Raw genomic sequence first — 16,296 nt, 5'->3', positions numbered from 1 at the left:
TCACCCAGGGGAGAGCGGCCCGGGGCACGACCCCGCCGAGCGGTGGTGAGGAGAGCAGGTGACGTACCTCGACCACGCGGCCACCACCCCGGTGCTGCCCGAGGTCCTGGCCGCCATGACCGAGCAGATGGGCCGGGTCGGCAACGCCTCGTCGCTGCACGCCGGTGGCCGGGCGGCGCGCCGGGCCGCCGAGCAGGCCCGCGAGCGGCTGGCCGAGGCGCTGGGCGCCCGGCCGTCGGAGGTCCTGTTCACCGGCGGTGGCACCGAGAGCGACAACCTCGCGCTCAAGGGCCTCTACTGGGCCCGGCGGGAGGCCGACCCGCGCCGGCGGCGGCTCGTGCTCAGCCCCGCCGAGCACCACGCCGTCCTCGACAGCGCCGAGTGGCTGGCCGAGCACGAGGGCGCCGAGCTCACCTGGCTGCGCGTGGAGCCCACTGGGCGGATCACCCCCGCGGCGCTGGCCGACGCGCTCGGCGACGGGTCCGACGTCGCCGTCGCCAGTGTCATGTGGGCCAACAACGAGATCGGCACGGTCAGCGACGTCGCCGCGCTCGCCGAGGCGGCCCACGCCGTCGGCGTCCCGCTGCACACCGACGCGGTGCAGGCCGTCGGCCAGGTGCCGGTCGGCTTCGCCGCCAGCGGCGTGGACGCGCTGACCATGACCGGGCACAAGCTCGGCGGCCCGATGGGCGCCGGCGTGCTGCTGCTGCGGCGCGACGCGGAGTGCACGCCCCTGCTGCACGGCGGCGGCCAGGAGCGCGACGTCCGCTCCGGCACCCTCGACGTGCCGGCCATCGTCGGCCTCGCCGTGGCCGCCACGACCGCCGTCGCCGGCCGGGACGAGCGGGCCGCGCGGCTGGCCGCGCTGCGCGACCGGCTGGTGGCCGGCGTCCTCGAGGAGGTCCCTGACGCGCAGCTCAACGGCGCTGCCCTGGACGACGTCGTCGCCGGCGGCCCGGGACGGCTGCCGGGCAACGCGCACCTGTCCTTCCCGGACGCGGAGGGCGACGCGCTGCTCATGCTGCTCGACGCGCGCGGCATCGAGTGCTCGACCGGCTCGGCGTGCAGCGCCGGGGTGGCCCGCCCCAGCCACGTGCTCACCGCCGTCGGCGCCGACGCCGGCCGGGCGCGCAGCTCGCTGCGCTTCAGCCTCGGCTCGCCCAGCACCGACGCCGACGTCGACGCGCTGCTGGCGGTGATCGGCCCGGTGGTGGAGCGGGCCCGCCGCGCCGGGATGGGACGGCGCTGATGCGGTTGCTCGCCGCGATGAGCGGGGGAGTGGACTCCGCCGTGGCCGCCGCCCTGGCGGTCGACGCCGGCCACGACGTCACCGGGGTCCACCTCGCGCTCTCGCCCGACCGGCAGACCCTGCGCAGCGGCGCCCGCGGCTGCTGCAGCGTCGAGGACGCCCACGACGCCCGCCGGGTCGCCGACGAGCTGGGCATCCCGTTCTACGTCTGGGACCTCGCCGAGCGGTTCACCGAGGACGTCGTCGAGGACTTCGTGGCCGAGTACGCGGCCGGGCGCACGCCGAACCCGTGCCTGCGGTGCAACGAGCGGATCAAGTTCACCGCGGTGCTCGACCGGGCGCAGGCGCTGGGCTTCGACGCCGTCGTCACCGGGCACCACGCGCGGCTGGCCGGCGGGCAGCTGCGCCGGTCGGTCGACGCGGCCAAGGACCAGTCCTACGTGCTGGGCGTGCTCACCGCCGGCCAGCTGGCCGGGGCGCTGTTCCCGCTGGGGTCGATGACCAAGGAGCGGGTGCGCGCGCTCGCCGCCGAGCGCGGGTTCGCGGTGGCCACCAAGCCCGACTCGCACGACATCTGCTTCATCCCCGACGGCGACACCCGCGGCTTCCTCACCCGCCGGCTGGGCGCGCGCCCGGGGCCGGTGGTCGACGCCGCCACCGGGGCCACCGTCGGCACGCACGAGGGCACCCACGGCTTCACCGTCGGGCAGCGGCGGGGGCTGGGCCTGGCCGTGGGCGACCAGCGGCCGCGCTACGTGCTCGCGATCGAGCCGGTCACCCGCACGGTCACGGTCGGGACCGCGGAGCTGACCGGGGTGGACGTCGTCCGGACGGGACCGCCCACGTGGACGGGCGCCGCCCCCGACCTGCCGCTGCGGGCGGAGGTCCAGCTGCGCGCGCACGCGGCCGCCGTGGCGTGCGAGGTGTCCGCCGGCCGGGACGGCGGGCTGGTGCTGGCACTCGGCGAGACCCAGCGCGGCGTGGCTCCGGGGCAGTCGGCGGTGCTCTACGCCCCCGACCCGGTGCACGGCGACCTGGTGCTGGGCCAGGCGCCGGTGGTCGTCCCCGGCTGACCCGCGTGGTGCGGGACCGGTTCGTCACCTAGCGTGTGCGGCGAGCCACCCCCTGGTCCCTCGGAGGACGCCGTGCGCCGCACCCACCTCGCCCTCGCTGCCGCCGTCGTCACCTCGGCCGGGGTCCTGGCCGTGCCGTCCGTGGCCGCGGCCGCGCCCGCGGACGTGATGGTCCAGCTGCTGGCCATGAACGACTTCCACGGGCGGATCACCCCGCAGACCGGGGCCGACGGGTCGCTGGCGACCTCGCCCGGGGCCGACGGCCAGTACGGCACGCCGGATGACGTCAGCGTCCCGGTCGGCGGCGCGGCGCACGTCGCCGCGACCGTCCAGCGCCTGCAGGCGACGTTCGAGGACACGACCCAGGGCCCGTCCACCTCGTTCTTCGTCGGCGCCGGCGACCTGGTCGGTGCCTCGCCGTTCGAGTCCAGCGTGTACCGGGACGAGCCGACCATCGAGGCGCTCAACGCCATGGGTCTGGACGTCTCCTCCGTCGGCAACCACGAGTTCGACCGCGGCACCGAGGAGCTGCGGCGCATCTCGGCCGCGACCGACGGCACCTACACCGACGACGTCGAGGCCTGCGAGGGCGTCGAGCCCGGCGTGGACGGCTGCTTCGGCGAGGGCGAGCACGCGTTCGAGGGCGCCCGGTTCCCGTACCTGGCCGCCAACGTCGTCTCGCGCGAGACCGGTGAGCCGGTGCTCCCGCCGTACCAGGTCCTCGACGTGGCCGGCGGGCAGCGGGTCGCCCTCATCGGGGTGGTCACCGAGACCACCCCGACCATCGTCTCGCCGGACGGCGTGGCCGACGTCACGTTCACCGACGAGGCCGACGCGGTGAACCGGTGGGTGCCCGAGCTGCAGGAGCAGGGCATCGAGGCGATCGGTGTGCTGGTCCACGAGGGCGGCACGGTCACCGACCCACCCGCCGCCCCCACCGCGGACAGCTGCACGGGCCTCACGGGCCCGATCGTCGACATCAACGCCCGCACCTCCGCCGCGGTCGACCTGATCGTCAGCGCGCACACGCACCAGGCCTACGACTGCCGGCTGGACGACCCCAGCGGCCGGCCGCGGCTGGTCACCCAGGCCGGCTTCTACGGCCGTCTGCTCACCGACATCCGGCTGTCGATCGACCGCGCCACCGGTGACGTCGACCGCGGCGCCACCTACTCGGCGACCAACGTGCCGGTGACCCGCGAGGCCGCCGACCCCGAGGTGGCGTCGATCGTCGACTACTGGAACGGCCGCGCGGCGGAGGCCCGCAACGTCGTCGTCGGCTCGGCCACCACGACGATCGGCACCGCCGGGTCCGCCGGCCGCAACGCCGAGCAGCCCATCGTCGACCTGGTCGCCCAGGCCCAGCTCGAGGCGGTGCAGCAGGACCAGTTCGGCAACCCGGTCATCGCCTTCATGAACCCCGGCGGCGTGCGCACCGACATCGAGGCCGGTGAGGTGACCTACGGCGAGCTGTTCGCGGTGCAGCCCTTCGGCAACACCGTCAACGCGCTGACGCTGACCGGCGCGCAGATCGACGACGTGCTGGAGGAGCAGTTCCAGCTCGGCGGCGGCCCGCGCGACAGCCAGCTGATCCTGGGCACGTCGGAGGGCTTCGCCTACACCTACGACCTCGACCTGCCCTACGGGGAGCGGGTGGTCGACACCTCGATCACCCTCGACGGCGTGGCCGTCGACCCGGCGGCGAGCTACCGGGTCGTGGCGAACTCGTTCCTGACCGCCGGCGGGGACTCGTTCACCACCTTCACCGGCGGGACCGACCTCACGGTGGGCCCGGTCGACGTCGACGCCCTCGTCGCCTACTTCGAGGCCCACTCCCCGGTCGGCCCGCCGGCGGCCGACCACGGCACGGCCGTCTGACCGGCCCGCGCACCCCGACCCGGTCGGGGCTCCGGCGGCGCGGGACTACCGTCGCCGGGGTGGCCTCCCCGATCGACCCCGAGCGCGCCCCCGAGCAGACCAGCACCGACCCGGGGCCGGCTCCCGCGCCGTGGGGGCCGGCCTCGGGCGTCGGGTCGCTGCCCGGCACCGACGCCGCCGAGGCGATCCGGGTCGTCCTGGGCGAGCTGCCCGGCATGCCGCACCTGCCGGAACTGCCCGCGCGCGGCGCCGGGGCGGACCTGATCGGGCGGAGCGCCGCGCTGCTGGTCGACCTCGCCGTCGACCTGACCCCCGCGGGCTGGCGGCTGGTGCCCCGCGGCGGCATCGACCTGCGCCGGGCGCAGGAGTTCCTCGCCCGCGACCTCGACGCCCTGCACGACGTCGCCGAGAGCCACCGCGGACCGCTCAAGGTCCAGGCCACCGGGCCGTGGACGCTGGCCGCGGGGCTCGAGCGCGAGCGCGGGGAGCGGGCCGTCGTCGACCCCGGCGCCCGGCGGGACCTCGGGCAGTCGCTGGCCGAGGGGATCGGGGCGCACGTCGCCGCGGTCGCCGCCCGCGTGCCCGGTGCGCAGGTGGTCGTGCAGCTCGACGAGCCGTCGCTGCCCGCCGTCCTGCAGGGGGCCCTGCCCACGGCGAGCGGGTTCGGCCGGCTGCCCCAGGTCGAGGCGTCGGTGGTGCAGACCGAGCTGGCCGCCGTCGTCGCGGCGGTGCCCGGCCCCGTCGTCGTCCACTGCTGCGCGCACCGCGCGCCGCTGGACCTGCTGCGGGCCGCCGGCGCGGACGCGCTGTCGTTCGACCTCGGGCTGGTGCAGGACCTCGACGCGCTCGGCACCGCCGTCGAGGCCGGCACCCACCTGGTGGTCGGCGTCGTCCCCGGGACCGACGCGCCGCTGCCGGCGCCCAAGGCCACCGCCTCCCGGCTGCACGCGTGGTGGCGCGAGCTGGGGTTCCCCGCCGACGCGCTGCACGAGGCCGTCACGCTCACCCCCGCCTGCGGTCTGGCCGGTGCGAGCCCGGCCTACGCCCGAGCGGCCATGACCCACGTCCGGGAGGCCGCCCGCTACCTGCTGCCGGAGTGATCCCGAACGGGTGAGTGCGGCGGGTGTGCCGTCGTACTCGCCGGTTACCGTCCTCCGCGTGAGCACGGACGCCGCCGACACCGTCCAGGACGACGCCCCGCGGGTGGCTGCCGCCGTCGACCGGGCGGACCTCACCGAGGTGCCCGACGCCGCGCGCACCCGCCACCGCGACCTGTCCGAGGAGCTCGACCGCTACGCGTTCGCCTACTACGTGCAGGACGCGCCGCTGGTCAGCGACGGGCAGTACGACGAGCGCATGGCCGAGCTCCGGGCGCTGGAGGCCGAGCACCCGGCGCTGCTGACCCCCGACTCGCCGAGCCAGAAGGTCAACGGCGGGTTCACCGCCACCTTCGCGCCGGTCGCGCACCTCGAGCGCATGCAGAGCCTGGACAACGTCTTCGACCGCGACGAGCTCTCGGCCTGGGCCACGCGGGTGGTGCGCGATGCCGGCAACGGGATCGCCTGGCTGTGCGAGCTCAAGGTCGACGGCGTCGCGGTCGCGCTGGTCTACGAGCGCGGCCGGCTGGTGCGGGCGGCCACCCGCGGCGACGGGACGACGGGGGAGGACGTCACCGCCAACGTCCGCACCATGGACGACGTCCCGCAGCAGCTGGCCGGCGACCCCGACGACCTGCCCGAGCTGCTGGAGGTCCGCGGCGAGATCTACTTCCCGCTCGAGGGGTTCGCCGACGTCAACGCCGGCCTGGTCGAGGCGGGCAAGGCGCCGTTCGCCAACCCGCGCAACGCCGCGGCGGGCTCGCTGCGGCAGAAGGACCCGCGGGTGACGGCCTCGCGGCCGCTGCGGCTGGTCGTGCACGGCCTCGGTGCCCGGCGCGGCTTCGAGCCCGGCCGGCAGTCGGAGGCCTACGAGCGGCTGCGCGGCTTCGGCCTGCCGGTGAGCAGCCGCTACGAGGTGGTCGACGACCTCGAGGCGGTGGGGGCCTACATCGAGCGCTACCGCGAGCAGCGGCACTCGGTGGAGCACGAGATCGACGGCGTCGTCGTGAAGGTCGACCAGGTCGCCCTGCAGCGGCGGCTGGGCTCGACCGCGCGGGCGCCGCGGTGGGCCATCGCCTTCAAGTACCCGCCGGAGGAGGCCACCACCAAGCTGCTCGACATCCGGGTCAACGTCGGGCGCACCGGCCGGGTGACCCCGTTCGGCTACATGGAGCCGGTCAAGGTCGCCGGCTCGACCGTGCAGCTGGCCACCTTGCACAACGCCAGCGAGGTCAAGCGCAAGGGCGTGCTGATCGGCGACACCGTGGTCGTCCGCAAGGCCGGCGACGTCATCCCGGAGATCCTCGGCCCGGTGGCCGCCGCCCGCGACGGCTCCGAGCGCGAGTTCGTCATGCCCACGCACTGCCCCGAGTGCGGCACCGAGCTGCGGCACGAGAAGGAGGGCGACGCCGACATCCGCTGCCCCAACGCGCGGTCCTGTCCCGCCCAGCTGCGGGAGCGGGTCTTCCACGTGGCCGGCCGGGGCGCCTTCGACATCGAGGTGCTCGGCTACGAGGCCGCCATCGCGCTGCTGGCCGAGCACCTGCTCGAGGACGAGGGCGACGTCTTCGACCTCACCGAGGACAAGCTGTGCCGGACGTCGTTCTTCACCAGGAAGGACGGCAGCCTCTCGGCCAACGGCACGCGGCTGCTGGCCAACCTGGAGACCCGCAAGGACGTCCCGCTGTGGCGGGTGCTGGTGGCGCTGTCGATCCGGCACGTGGGCCCCACCGCCGCGCAGGCGCTGGCCCGGGACTTCCGGTCGCTGGACCGCATCGCCGCCGCCTCGGAGGAGGAGCTGGCCGCCGCCGACGGGGTGGGGCCGACGATCGCCCGCTCGGTGCTCGACTGGTTCACCGTCGACTGGCACCGCGAGGTCGTGGAGAAGTGGCGGCGGGCGGGTGTGCGGCTGGCCGACGCCGGCGAGGACGCCCCGCCCGGGCCGCTCACCGGCGTCACGGTGGTCATCACCGGCTCGCTGCGCGACCTCTCGCGCGACCAGGCCATCGCCGCGGTGCAGGAGCGTGGCGGCAAGGTCACCGGCTCGGTGTCGAAGAAGACCGGCTTCGTCGTCGTCGGCGCCGACCCGGGCAGCAAGTACGACAAGGCGGTGCAGGTGAAGGCGCCGATCCTCGACGACGACGGCCTGCGCGTCCTGCTCGAGGAGGGTCCGGAGGCCGCACGCGGGGTGGCGACGATCGGCGACGGCAGCGAGCCGGCAGCCGCAGAGCCGGCCGGGGACGAGGCGGAGGCGACGACCCCGGCCGGCGCCGAGGCCGAACCGGCCACGGCCGAGCGGGCGAGAGCCAAGCGAACGAGAGCCAAGCGGGCGGAGGCCGAACCGACGCAGGCCGAGCCGTCGGGGACCGAGCCGACGCAGGTCGAGTCGACGCAGGCGGACCCGTTGGAGGCCGAGCCGGCGGAGGCGTGATCCGCCGGGCGCTCGTCGCCCGGGCACCGCTCCGGTGGTCGCTCCGGTGGTCGCCCCGGTGGTCGCCCCGGTGGTCGCCTCGGTCGCCGCTCAGGACGGTGGTGAGGGTGGTGACCGCGGTCAGACCGGCGGGAGGTGGGCGACGCTCGCGGCGATGCCGGTCAGGTGGGTCAGCCGCAGCAGCTCCGAGCGCCGGTAGGCGGGCCCACCGGACCGGCCGACCACGATCGCCGTCCCCGGGTCGCCGAACGGCGAGGTCATCATCTCCACGGCCATCTCCCGCCACCGCTCGGGCAGCCAGTCGTCCTCGCTGGGCAGCAGCCGCGGCGAGGCCAGCGGCAGCCACGGCAGGTGCATCCCGTCGAAGGTCGGCGCGGCGTCGGAGGCGGCGAGCACCTCGCACCCGCGCCCGTCGGCCGCCTGCAGGACCGCCGCCCAGCCGCTGTGGAACACCCGCGGCAGCTCGGCGGCGAGCAGCTTGACGGCGGTCCCCTCGGCGGCGCGGGCCAACGCCTCGAGCAGGTCGAGCTCGCGGTGGGTGTCCAGCGGCCCGTGGAAGGGACGCAGGGTCTCCACCTGCACGCCCGGCACCGTCTGCACGGCCGTGATCAGGCTGTCGGGCAGCCGGTCCGGGGGCAGGTCGACCACGACGTCGTCGACGGCGACGCCGTTGCCGCGCTCGAGCACGTCGACCGAGACGATGTCGATGCCCGCGGTGCCCAGCGCGGTCGCCACCGCGCCGAGCAGGCCGGGGCGGTCGGGGACGACCAGCCTCAGGAGATGGGACACGGTTCCTCCGCTGACGACGTCGAGCTGCTGGCCGATCCTCGTCGATCGCGTGGCCCCTGCAGCTTCCCCTATACGAGGCCCCCGGTCGAGCCGCCGTCCCGGCCGCCCCGGGGCCGGCACCGGTCCACGTACAGTGACCGGGTTGCGTCCCTGGCGCCGGCCGGCGCCGACGACAGGAGTCCTCCCCCTTCATGAGCACCGAGCCGATGCCCGACCCCGGCGCGCACCCGGCCCTCGACCGCCAGGACATCGCGCACCTCGCGCGGCTGGCCCGCCTGGCCGTCACCGACGAGGAGCTCGACCGCTTCGCCGGCCAGCTGGGTGCGGTCCTCGACGCGGTGGCCCGGGTGCAGCGCGCCGACGTCGCCGATGTCACACCGACCACGCACGCCGTGCCGCTGACCAACGTCCTGCGACCGGACGTCACCCGGCCCAGCCTGCCGCGCGACGTCGTCCTGGCCGGCGCGCCCGCCGCCGAGGACGACCGCTTCCGCGTGCCGCGCATCCTGGGGGAGGAGGCGTGAGCGACCTCACCGCCCTGAGCGTCGTCGAGCTGCAGCAGGCGCTGTCGTCCGGCGAGACCACCTCCGTCGAGGTCACCCGCGCGCACCTCGAGCGCATCCACGCCGAGGACGGGGCGCTCGGTGCCTACCTGCACGTCGACGACGAGGGCGCCCTGCGGCGCGCCGCCGAGATCGACGCCGCTGGTACCGCGGGCACCGGCCTGGCCGGCATCCCGGTGGCGCTCAAGGACGTCTTCGTCACCGAGGGTCTGCCCACCACCAGCGGCTCGCGCATCCTCGAGGGCTGGCGCCCGCCCTACTCCGCGACCGTCGCCCGCCGGCTCGCCGGCGCCGGCACGGTCCTGCTCGGCAAGACCAACATGGACGAGTTCGCGATGGGCTCCTCCACCGAGAACTCCGCCTACGGGCCCACCCGCAACCCCTGGGACACCGACCGGATCCCCGGCGGGTCCTCCGGCGGGTCGAGCACCGCCGTCGCCGGCCGGCTGGCGCCCTTCGCCCTCGGCACCGACACCGGCGGCTCGATCCGGCAGCCCGCGGCGCTCACCGGCCTGGTCGGGCACAAGCCCACCTACGGCTCGGTCTCGCGCTACGGGCTCATCGCCTTCTCCTCCAGCCTCGACCAGGCCGGCCCGATGGCCCGCACGGTGGTGGACGCCGCCCTGCTGCACGAGGCGATCGGCGGCCACGACCCGTGCGACTCGACGTCCATCGACGCCCCCGTGCCCGCGGTGGTCGAGGCCGCCCGCCGCGGTGCCGGCGGCGACCTGGCCGGCCTGCGGGTGGGCGTCGTGCGCGAGCTCGGCGGCGAGGGCTCCCGCGAGGGCTACGACGCCGGCGTCCTGGACCGGTTCGCCGAGGCCGTCGCGCTGCTGGAGGCCGCCGGCGCCGAGGTCCGGGAGGTGTCCTGCCCGGCGTTCGACCTGGCGCTGCCGGCCTACTACCTCATCGCCCCGAGCGAGGCGTCGTCGAACCTGGCCCGCTTCGAGGGGATGCGCTTCGGCATCCGCGTCGGCGACGACGGCAGCCGCGACGTCGACGACGTCATGGCGCTCACCCGCGAGCAGGGCTTCGGGCCGGAGGTCAAGCGGCGGATCATCCTCGGCACCTACGCGCTGTCGGCGGGCTACTACGACGCCTACTACGGGCAGGCGCAGAAGGTCCGCACGCTGATCGGCCGGGACTTCGGCGCCGCCTTCGGCGGCGGCGACGGCGGCGGCGTCGACGTGCTGGTCAGCCCGACCAGCCCGACCGTCGCCTGGCCGATCGGAGCCCGGGTCGACGACCCGCTGGCCATGTACGCCGCCGACCTGTGCACGCTGCCGGCCAGCCTCGCCGGCGTCCCGGCCATCTCGGTGCCCTGCGGGCTGTCCGAGGGGCTGCCGGTGGGCCTGCAGGTCATGGCACCGGCGCTGGCCGACGACCGCTGCTACCGGGTCGCCGCCGCCGTCGAGGCGGCGCTGGGCGCCCCGCTGACCGACCGCCTCGTGGAGCGTGCCGCGTGAACGGTGCCCTCAAGGCCGCCTGGGGCCTGACCGTGTTCGTCGTCCTCGTCGGCGTGGTCGGCTGGCTGGTCACCGGCGAGGCCTTCTTCGCCGTTTTCCTCGTCCTGGGGGTGCTCACCGCGGTCGGTGCGTGGCTGACCGGGCGCAGCACCGCCCCGAAGGGAGACCCCCGCACGTGAGCGAGACCCTCGTCGAGTTCGACGACGTCCTCACCCGCTACGAGCCCGTCATCGGCCTGGAGACCCACGTCGAGCTGGGCACCGAGTCGAAGATGTTCTGCGGCTGCTCGACCACCTTCGGTGCCGAGCCCAACACCCAGACCTGCCCGGTGTGCCTCGGGCTGCCGGGGTCGCTGCCGGTGGCCAACGCCGCCGCCGTCGAGTCGACCATCCGGATCGGCCTGGCGCTGGGCTGCCGCATCGCGCCCTGGTCGCGCTTCGCCCGGAAGAACTACTTCTACCCGGACATCCCCAAGGGCTTCCAGACCAGCCAGTACGACGAGCCGCTGTGCACCGCCGGGCACCTCGACGTCGAGGTGGACGGCGAGACCTACCGGGTGGAGATCGAGCGGGTGCACCTGGAGGAGGACACCGGCAAGAACCTGCACGTCGGCGGGGCGACCGGGCGCATCCACGGCGCCGACCACTCGCTGGTCGACTTCAACCGCGCGGGCATCCCGCTGGTCGAGATCGTCACCCGGCCGGTCCCCGGCGTCGGCGCGAAGGCCCCCGAGGTGGCCCGCGCCTACGTCACCGAGCTGCGCGAGATCATCCAGACCCTCGGCGCCTCGGACGTCCGGATGGAGCAGGGCAGCCTGCGCTGCGACGTCAACACCTCCCTCGCCCCGGTCGGCAGCCCGGAGTGGGGCACCCGCACCGAGACGAAGAACGTCAACTCGCTGCGGTCGGTCGAGCGCGCCGTCCGCTACGAGATGCGCCGGCAGGCCGCCGTCCTCGACGCCGGGGGCCGCGTGGTGCAGGAGACCCGCCACTTCCACGAGGACACCGGCAGCACGTCGCCGGGCCGCAGTAAGGAGGAGGCGACCGACTACCGGTACTTCCCCGAGCCCGACCTCGTGCCGCTGGCCCCCGACGCCGAGTGGATCGAGAAGCTGGCCGCCGACCTCCCCGAGCTGCCCGCCGCCCGGCGCGCCCGGCTGCAGGAGGAGTGGGGCCTGTCGGCCACCGAGATGACCTGGCTGGTCAACGCCGGGGCCCTCGGGCTGGTCGAGCAGACCGTCGCCGCCGGCGCCTCGCCGGCCGATGCCCGCAAGTGGTGGCTGGGCGAGCTGGCCCGCCGGGCCAACGACGCCGGGGTCGAGCTGGCCGAGCTCGCCGTGACGCCGACGCAGGTCGCCGAGCTGGCCGCGCTGGTCGCCGAGGGCACGATCAACGACAAGCTCGCGCGGCAGGCGCTCGACGGCGTGCTCGCCGGGGAGGGCGACCCCCGGGCGGTCGTGCAGGCCCGCGGGCTGGCGGTCATGGGGGAGTCCGACGAGCTGGTGGCCGCGGTCGACGCGGCGATCGCCGGGGCGCCCGACGTCGTCGCCAAGGTGCGCAGCGGCAAGGTGCAGGCGCTCGGCGCCCTGGTCGGCCAGGTCATGAAGGCCACCCGCGGCCAGGCCGACGCCCCGACGGTGAAGCGGATGCTCGAGGAGCGCGTCCTCAGCAGCTGACGTCGGTGCCCCCGCGGGCGGTCCGTCCGCGGGGGCACCGGGGTCACAGCCGGGAGGTGCCCGTCGCCGCGGGCGGCAGGATGCGCAGCACCTTGTCGTCGTCCTCGGCGGGGGTGCCGACGCCGTCCCTGTTCGACGTCGTCACCCACAGCCCGCCCTCGGGATCGAGCACCACCGTGCGCAGCCGGCCGTAGCGTCCGGCGATCAGCTCGGTCGGCTCCTCGACGACGGCGCCGGCCTCGGTCCGGACGACGTACACGCGCTGGCCGTCGAGTGCGCCGAGGAACACGGTGCCGCCCACGGCCGCGCAGCCGCCGAGGCCGCCCTCGGCGTTCGGGACCTCGAGCAGCGGGCCGGTGCTGGTGGTCCCGACCGCGGGCCAGCCGTGGTCGCTGTCCTCGAGCACGGCGTTGAGCTCGTCCGGCCCGTCGGTGGACTCGTCGACGGAGTAGAGCGCGCGCGGGTCGTCCAGCGACGGGCACAGCGCGGTCACGTCGGCGTGCCCGCGGCTGTAGACCGGCCCGGCGCCGACCGGCTCACCGAAGACGTCGACGTGCAGCACCTTGCCGGCGAGCGACACCGGGTCCTGGGCCAGCGCCGGGGCGCCGGTGTCGCCCGTGCCGACGAACAGCGTGCCGTCGGGGGCGAAGGCCAGACCACCGCCGTTGTGCACCTCGCCGCGCGGGATGCCGGTGAGCACCGGGTTCGGGGTGCCGCCGAGGGGGAAGCGGACGACGCGGTTGTCGGTCGGCGTCGACACGTAGGCGTAGAAGAGGCCGTCCTCGTCGAACGTGGGGGACAGGGCCAGCCCCAGCAGCCCGCCGTCGCCGGCGGTGTCGACGCCGGGGACGGTCATGAGCTCCCGCGCCGGCGAGCGGTCGGGGAAGACCTGCAGCAGCCGGCCGGTCTCGCGCTCCCCGACCACGGCGCTGCCGTCGGGGAGCACGACCAGCCCGGTGGGCACGGCCAGGCCGGTGGCGACCACGTTGGGGTCCCCGGGGGCCGTGCCGGAGCCGGGGTCGGCCGGCTCGCCCGGCGACGACGGGGCGGGGGAGGACTCGGTGGGCGGCCCGACCTCGGGCGGCGCCCCCTCGGGCAGCGGCCGGAAGGGCCCGGCGGGCTCGTAGCCGTCCTCGGCGCAGGCGGCCAGCAGCAGCACCAGGGCCACCGCGCACCCGGCGGCGGCACGCCGTCCCCGCAGCCGCCTCACCCGGTCCACAGTACGGCCGGTCCGCGCCCGGCGGCCGCAGCCGGATGCCGACCGCGCGCGCGACCCCACTGGCGTCGGGGCTCCGGCCGCTAGGTTGGCCGGACCCGCTGTCCGAGCGACGGAGGTCGGCATGCACAGCACGGTGTCCGGCCCGGTGCGGCCGCGCGTGGTCGTCGTCGGCGGGGGGTTCGCGGGGCTGGCGGCCCTGCGCCGGCTGCAGCGGACCCTGCCGCCCGGCGCGGCCGACCTCGTGCTGGTGACCCCGACGGACTACCTGCTCTACAGCCCGCTGCTGCCCGAGGTGGCGACCGGGGTGGTGGAGGCCCGGCACATCGCGGTCTCGCTGCGGCGGCTGCTGCCCAGGGTGCGCCTGGTCCTCGGCCGGGTCGAGGACGTCGACCTGGCCGCCCGGTCGCTGACCCTGCAGCGGCCCGACGGGACGACGGCGCCGATGGCGTGGGACCGGCTCCTCCTCACGCCCGGCTCGGTCACCCGCCAGCTGCCCGTCCCAGGGGTCCCCGAGCACGGTCGCGCGCTCAAGACCCTGGTCGAGGCGGTCTTCCTCCGCGACCACCTGCTCGAGCAGCTCGACCTCGCCGATGCCCTCCCCGACACCCCGGCGGGCCGGGCGGAGCGGGCGGCGCGGCTCACCGTGGTCGCCGTGGGGGCCGGGTACACCGGCACGGAGGTGGTGGCCCAGACCCAGCGCTGGCTGCGCCGCATCGAGGGCCGCTGGGACCGCACCCGCGCCGCCGAGGTCCGGTGGCTGCTCGTCGACGTCGCCCCCGCCGTCCTGCCCGAGCTGGGCCCCGAGCTGGGCCGCCGCGCGCTGGAGCTGCTCGCCCGCCGCGGGGTCGACGTGCGGCTGCGGACGTCGGTCGTGTCCGCCGACGACGGCGCCGTCGTCCTGACCGACGGCGAGACCGTCCCGACCCGCACGCTGGTCTGGGGCGCCGGGGTGGTCGCCAACCCGCTGGTCGGCCGGCTGGGGATGCCGCTGCGCAGGGGCCGGCTCGTCGTCGGGGCCGACCTCGCCGTCCCCGGGGCGCCGGGCGTCTGGGCCGCGGGTGACGCCGCCGCCGTCCCCGACCTCGCCGCGCCCGCGGACGGCGGGGACCTGCCCGACACCCCGCCGACGGCGCAGCACGCGCAGCGGCAGGGCGCCGTCCTCGGCCGCAACGTCGCCGCCGACCTCGGCGTCGGCCGGCCCCGCCGCTACCGGCACCGCGACCTCGGCCTGGTCGCCGACCTCGGCGGCTGGGACGCCGTGGCGCGGCCGCTCGGCATCCCGCTGACCGGCCCGCCGGCCAAGCTCGTCACCCGCGGGTACCACCTCTACGCGCTGCCGGCGACGGCCAACCGGGTGCGGGTCGCCGCCGACTGGCTGTTCCAGACGCTGCTGCCGCCGGAGTCCACGCAGCTGTCCGTGGTCCGCCCCGAGGACGCCCGGATCGCCACCGCCCAGGGAGTCGCGGCCGCACCGGCCTAGGGTCGGGTGCCGTGGCTCCCGAGATCCGCGGCACCGACGTCGTCGGCCCCGACGAGACGCTGACCGTCCTCGTCCCCTCCCGCGACACGGCCGTCGCGGTCGAGGCGCTCGACCCGCGGGTGCGCGCCCTCCCGGCCACCCCGGACGACGGCCCGCCCACCGGGGAGGCCGCCCGGGCGCAGGTGTGGGTGCCGCCCAGCGGCGGCGCGTCGCCGGAGCCGGGGTTCGTGGCCGAGCTCCCGGCGCTGCGGCTGGTGCAGCTGACCAGCGCCGGGGCCGAGCGCTTCGTCGGCCGGCTGCCCGAGGGCGTCGTGCTCTGCAACGCCCGCGGCGCCCACACCCCCTCGACGGCGGAGTGGGTCGTGGCCGCGACGCTGGCCGCCCAGCGCGGCCTGCCCGACCTCGTCCGCGAGCAGGGCGCCGGCCGCTGGACGCCGCGCACCTACTCCTCGCTGGTCGGGGCGCGGGTGCTGGTGGTCGGCGCCGGCGACATCGGCCGCCGGGTGGGCGCCATGATGGCCGGTTTCGACGTCGACCTCGCCTTCGTCGGCCGCACCGCCCGCGACGGCGTGCACGGCACCGACGAGCTGCCGCGGCTGCTGCCGGAGGCCGACATCGTCGTCGTGGTGGTCCCGGTGACCGAGGAGACCACCGGCCTGGTCGACACCGCGTTCCTCGCCGCGATGCGCGACGGTGCGCTGCTGGTCAACGCCGCCCGCGGGGTCGTCGTCGACACCGACGCGCTGCTGGCCGAGCTCACCGCGGGCCGGTTGCGCGCCGCCCTCGACGTGACCGACCCCGAGCCGCTGCCCGAGGGGCACCCGATGTGGTCGGCGCCCGGCCTCCTGCTCACCCCGCACGTGGCCGGCTCGGTGCCCGACACCGGTGCCCGGGCGCAGGCCGCGGTGCTCGAGCAGCTCCGCCGGGTGCTGGCGGGGGAGCCGCTGGTCAACGTGGTGGCCGCGTACTGAGGTCCCGGGAGCACGGCGCCTGGGAGCATGGGCAGCCGTGGCTGCCCTCGCGCGCATGCGGCTGAGCCGGGTCTCTCTGCTGCCGGTCGTCTTCCTCGCCGTCTGCGTGCTGCCCTTCGCCGCGGCCTCGCCGTGGGCCGCGCTGGTCCTGCTGCTCCCGCTACTGGCCGCGGCCTGGGTGCTGCGGGTCGGTGTCGACGTCGACGAGGACGGCATCACCACCCACTCGCTGCTGCGCCCGCGCCGGGTGGCGTGGCGCGACCTGGCCGGCATCCGCGTCGGCCGCGGCGCCCGGCTGCGGCTGGTGACCACCGGCGGCTCCGAGGTGCGCCTGCCCGTCCTGCGGGCGCGTGACCTCCCGCGTCTCGCGGCGCTCTCGGGCGGGCGCATCGACGCCCCCTGACC

The 16,296-nt window shown here is 76.3% G+C and carries 14 protein-coding genes; 12 read left to right on the top strand and 2 right to left on the bottom strand.

The genetic code is table 11. The annotated features are described in order from the left end of the window. The first annotated feature begins 58 nt into the window (after positions 1-58). The 5 genes from ACU616_RS02670 (at position 59) to ligA (ending at position 7,728) form a co-directional block, all read left to right on the top strand. Entirely contained in the window at positions 59-1,249 is a 1,191-nt protein-coding gene (locus tag ACU616_RS02670) for a cysteine desulfurase family protein (RefSeq protein ID WP_446756944.1), read from the top strand. Next, the gene (gene mnmA / locus ACU616_RS02665; RefSeq protein WP_446756943.1) at positions 1,249-2,322 is read left to right on the top strand and encodes a tRNA 2-thiouridine(34) synthase MnmA; all 1,074 of its coding nucleotides are present in this window, start codon (positions 1,249-1,251) and stop codon (positions 2,320-2,322) included. The genes ACU616_RS02670 and mnmA overlap by 1 nt, the downstream gene beginning before the upstream one ends. Before the next feature lie 72 nt (positions 2,323-2,394). Next, positions 2,395-4,200: a bifunctional metallophosphatase/5'-nucleotidase gene (locus ACU616_RS02660; RefSeq protein WP_446756942.1), complete on the top strand. Its 1,806-nt coding sequence runs from the start codon at positions 2,395-2,397 to the stop codon at positions 4,198-4,200. 59 nt (positions 4,201-4,259) lie between these two features. Then, a complete protein-coding gene (locus tag ACU616_RS02655) occupies positions 4,260-5,300 on the top strand; it encodes a methionine synthase (protein ID WP_446756941.1) in 1,041 nt (346 codons plus the stop codon). 58 nt (positions 5,301-5,358) lie between these two features. Beyond that, a complete protein-coding gene (ligA, locus tag ACU616_RS02650) occupies positions 5,359-7,728 on the top strand; it encodes an NAD-dependent DNA ligase LigA (protein ID WP_446756940.1) in 2,370 nt (789 codons plus the stop codon). 120 nt (positions 7,729-7,848) lie between these two features. Here ligA and ACU616_RS02645 read toward each other — a convergent pair whose 3' ends face one another. Then, positions 7,849-8,517 carry an ACT domain-containing protein gene (locus tag ACU616_RS02645; RefSeq protein ID WP_446756939.1) on the bottom strand — a complete coding sequence of 223 codons (669 nt, stop codon included), beginning with the start codon at positions 8,515-8,517 and terminating at the stop codon, positions 7,849-7,851. A gap of 191 nt (positions 8,518-8,708) precedes the next feature. Here ACU616_RS02645 and gatC point away from each other — a divergent pair, with 191 nt between their 5' ends. The 4 genes from gatC to gatB are packed head-to-tail and all read left to right on the top strand — an operon-like array spanning position 8,709 to position 12,221. After that, the gene (gene gatC, locus ACU616_RS02640) at positions 8,709-9,041 is read left to right on the top strand and encodes an Asp-tRNA(Asn)/Glu-tRNA(Gln) amidotransferase subunit GatC (protein WP_446756938.1); all 333 of its coding nucleotides are present in this window, start codon (positions 8,709-8,711) and stop codon (positions 9,039-9,041) included. Beyond that, positions 9,038-10,546, top strand: a complete 1,509-nt coding sequence (gene gatA, locus ACU616_RS02635) for an Asp-tRNA(Asn)/Glu-tRNA(Gln) amidotransferase subunit GatA (RefSeq protein ID WP_446756937.1) — start codon at positions 9,038-9,040, stop codon at positions 10,544-10,546. The genes gatC and gatA overlap by 4 nt, the downstream gene beginning before the upstream one ends. Beyond that, on the top strand, positions 10,543-10,725 hold the full coding sequence (locus ACU616_RS02630) for a hypothetical protein (RefSeq protein ID WP_446756936.1): 183 nt from the start codon (positions 10,543-10,545) through the stop codon (positions 10,723-10,725). The genes gatA and ACU616_RS02630 overlap by 4 nt, the downstream gene beginning before the upstream one ends. Then, on the top strand, positions 10,722-12,221 hold the full coding sequence (gatB, locus tag ACU616_RS02625; protein WP_446756935.1) for an Asp-tRNA(Asn)/Glu-tRNA(Gln) amidotransferase subunit GatB: 1,500 nt from the start codon (positions 10,722-10,724) through the stop codon (positions 12,219-12,221). Before ACU616_RS02630 ends, gatB begins: the two co-directional genes overlap by 4 nt. 43 nt (positions 12,222-12,264) lie before the next feature. On the opposite strand, the gene ACU616_RS02620 is transcribed toward gatB, so the two are convergent. Beyond that, a complete protein-coding gene (locus tag ACU616_RS02620; RefSeq protein ID WP_446756934.1) occupies positions 12,265-13,431 on the bottom strand; it encodes a PQQ-dependent sugar dehydrogenase in 1,167 nt (388 codons plus the stop codon). A 130-nt stretch (positions 13,432-13,561) separates the two neighbouring features. On the opposite strand from ACU616_RS02620, the gene ACU616_RS02615 reads away from it, so the two are divergent. From ACU616_RS02615 to ACU616_RS02605, 3 genes are read left to right on the top strand one after another with little or no spacing between them, the layout of a single operon-like run. Further along, on the top strand, positions 13,562-14,920 hold the full coding sequence (locus ACU616_RS02615; protein ID WP_446756933.1) for an NAD(P)/FAD-dependent oxidoreductase: 1,359 nt from the start codon (positions 13,562-13,564) through the stop codon (positions 14,918-14,920). 11 nt (positions 14,921-14,931) lie between these two features. Then, entirely contained in the window at positions 14,932-15,891 is a 960-nt protein-coding gene (locus ACU616_RS02610; protein WP_446756932.1) for a 2-hydroxyacid dehydrogenase, read from the top strand. A gap of 37 nt (positions 15,892-15,928) precedes the next feature. Beyond that, complete coding sequence (locus tag ACU616_RS02605; protein ID WP_446756931.1) at positions 15,929-16,294, top strand: PH domain-containing protein; 366 nt, start codon at positions 15,929-15,931, stop codon at positions 16,292-16,294. Positions 16,295-16,296 lie beyond the last annotated feature (2 nt).

The organism is Geodermatophilus sp. URMC 62 (genome assembly GCF_052931475.1).
Note: the sequence above shows the minus strand (reverse complement) of the source record. Positions and strands in the feature narration are given on the sequence as shown.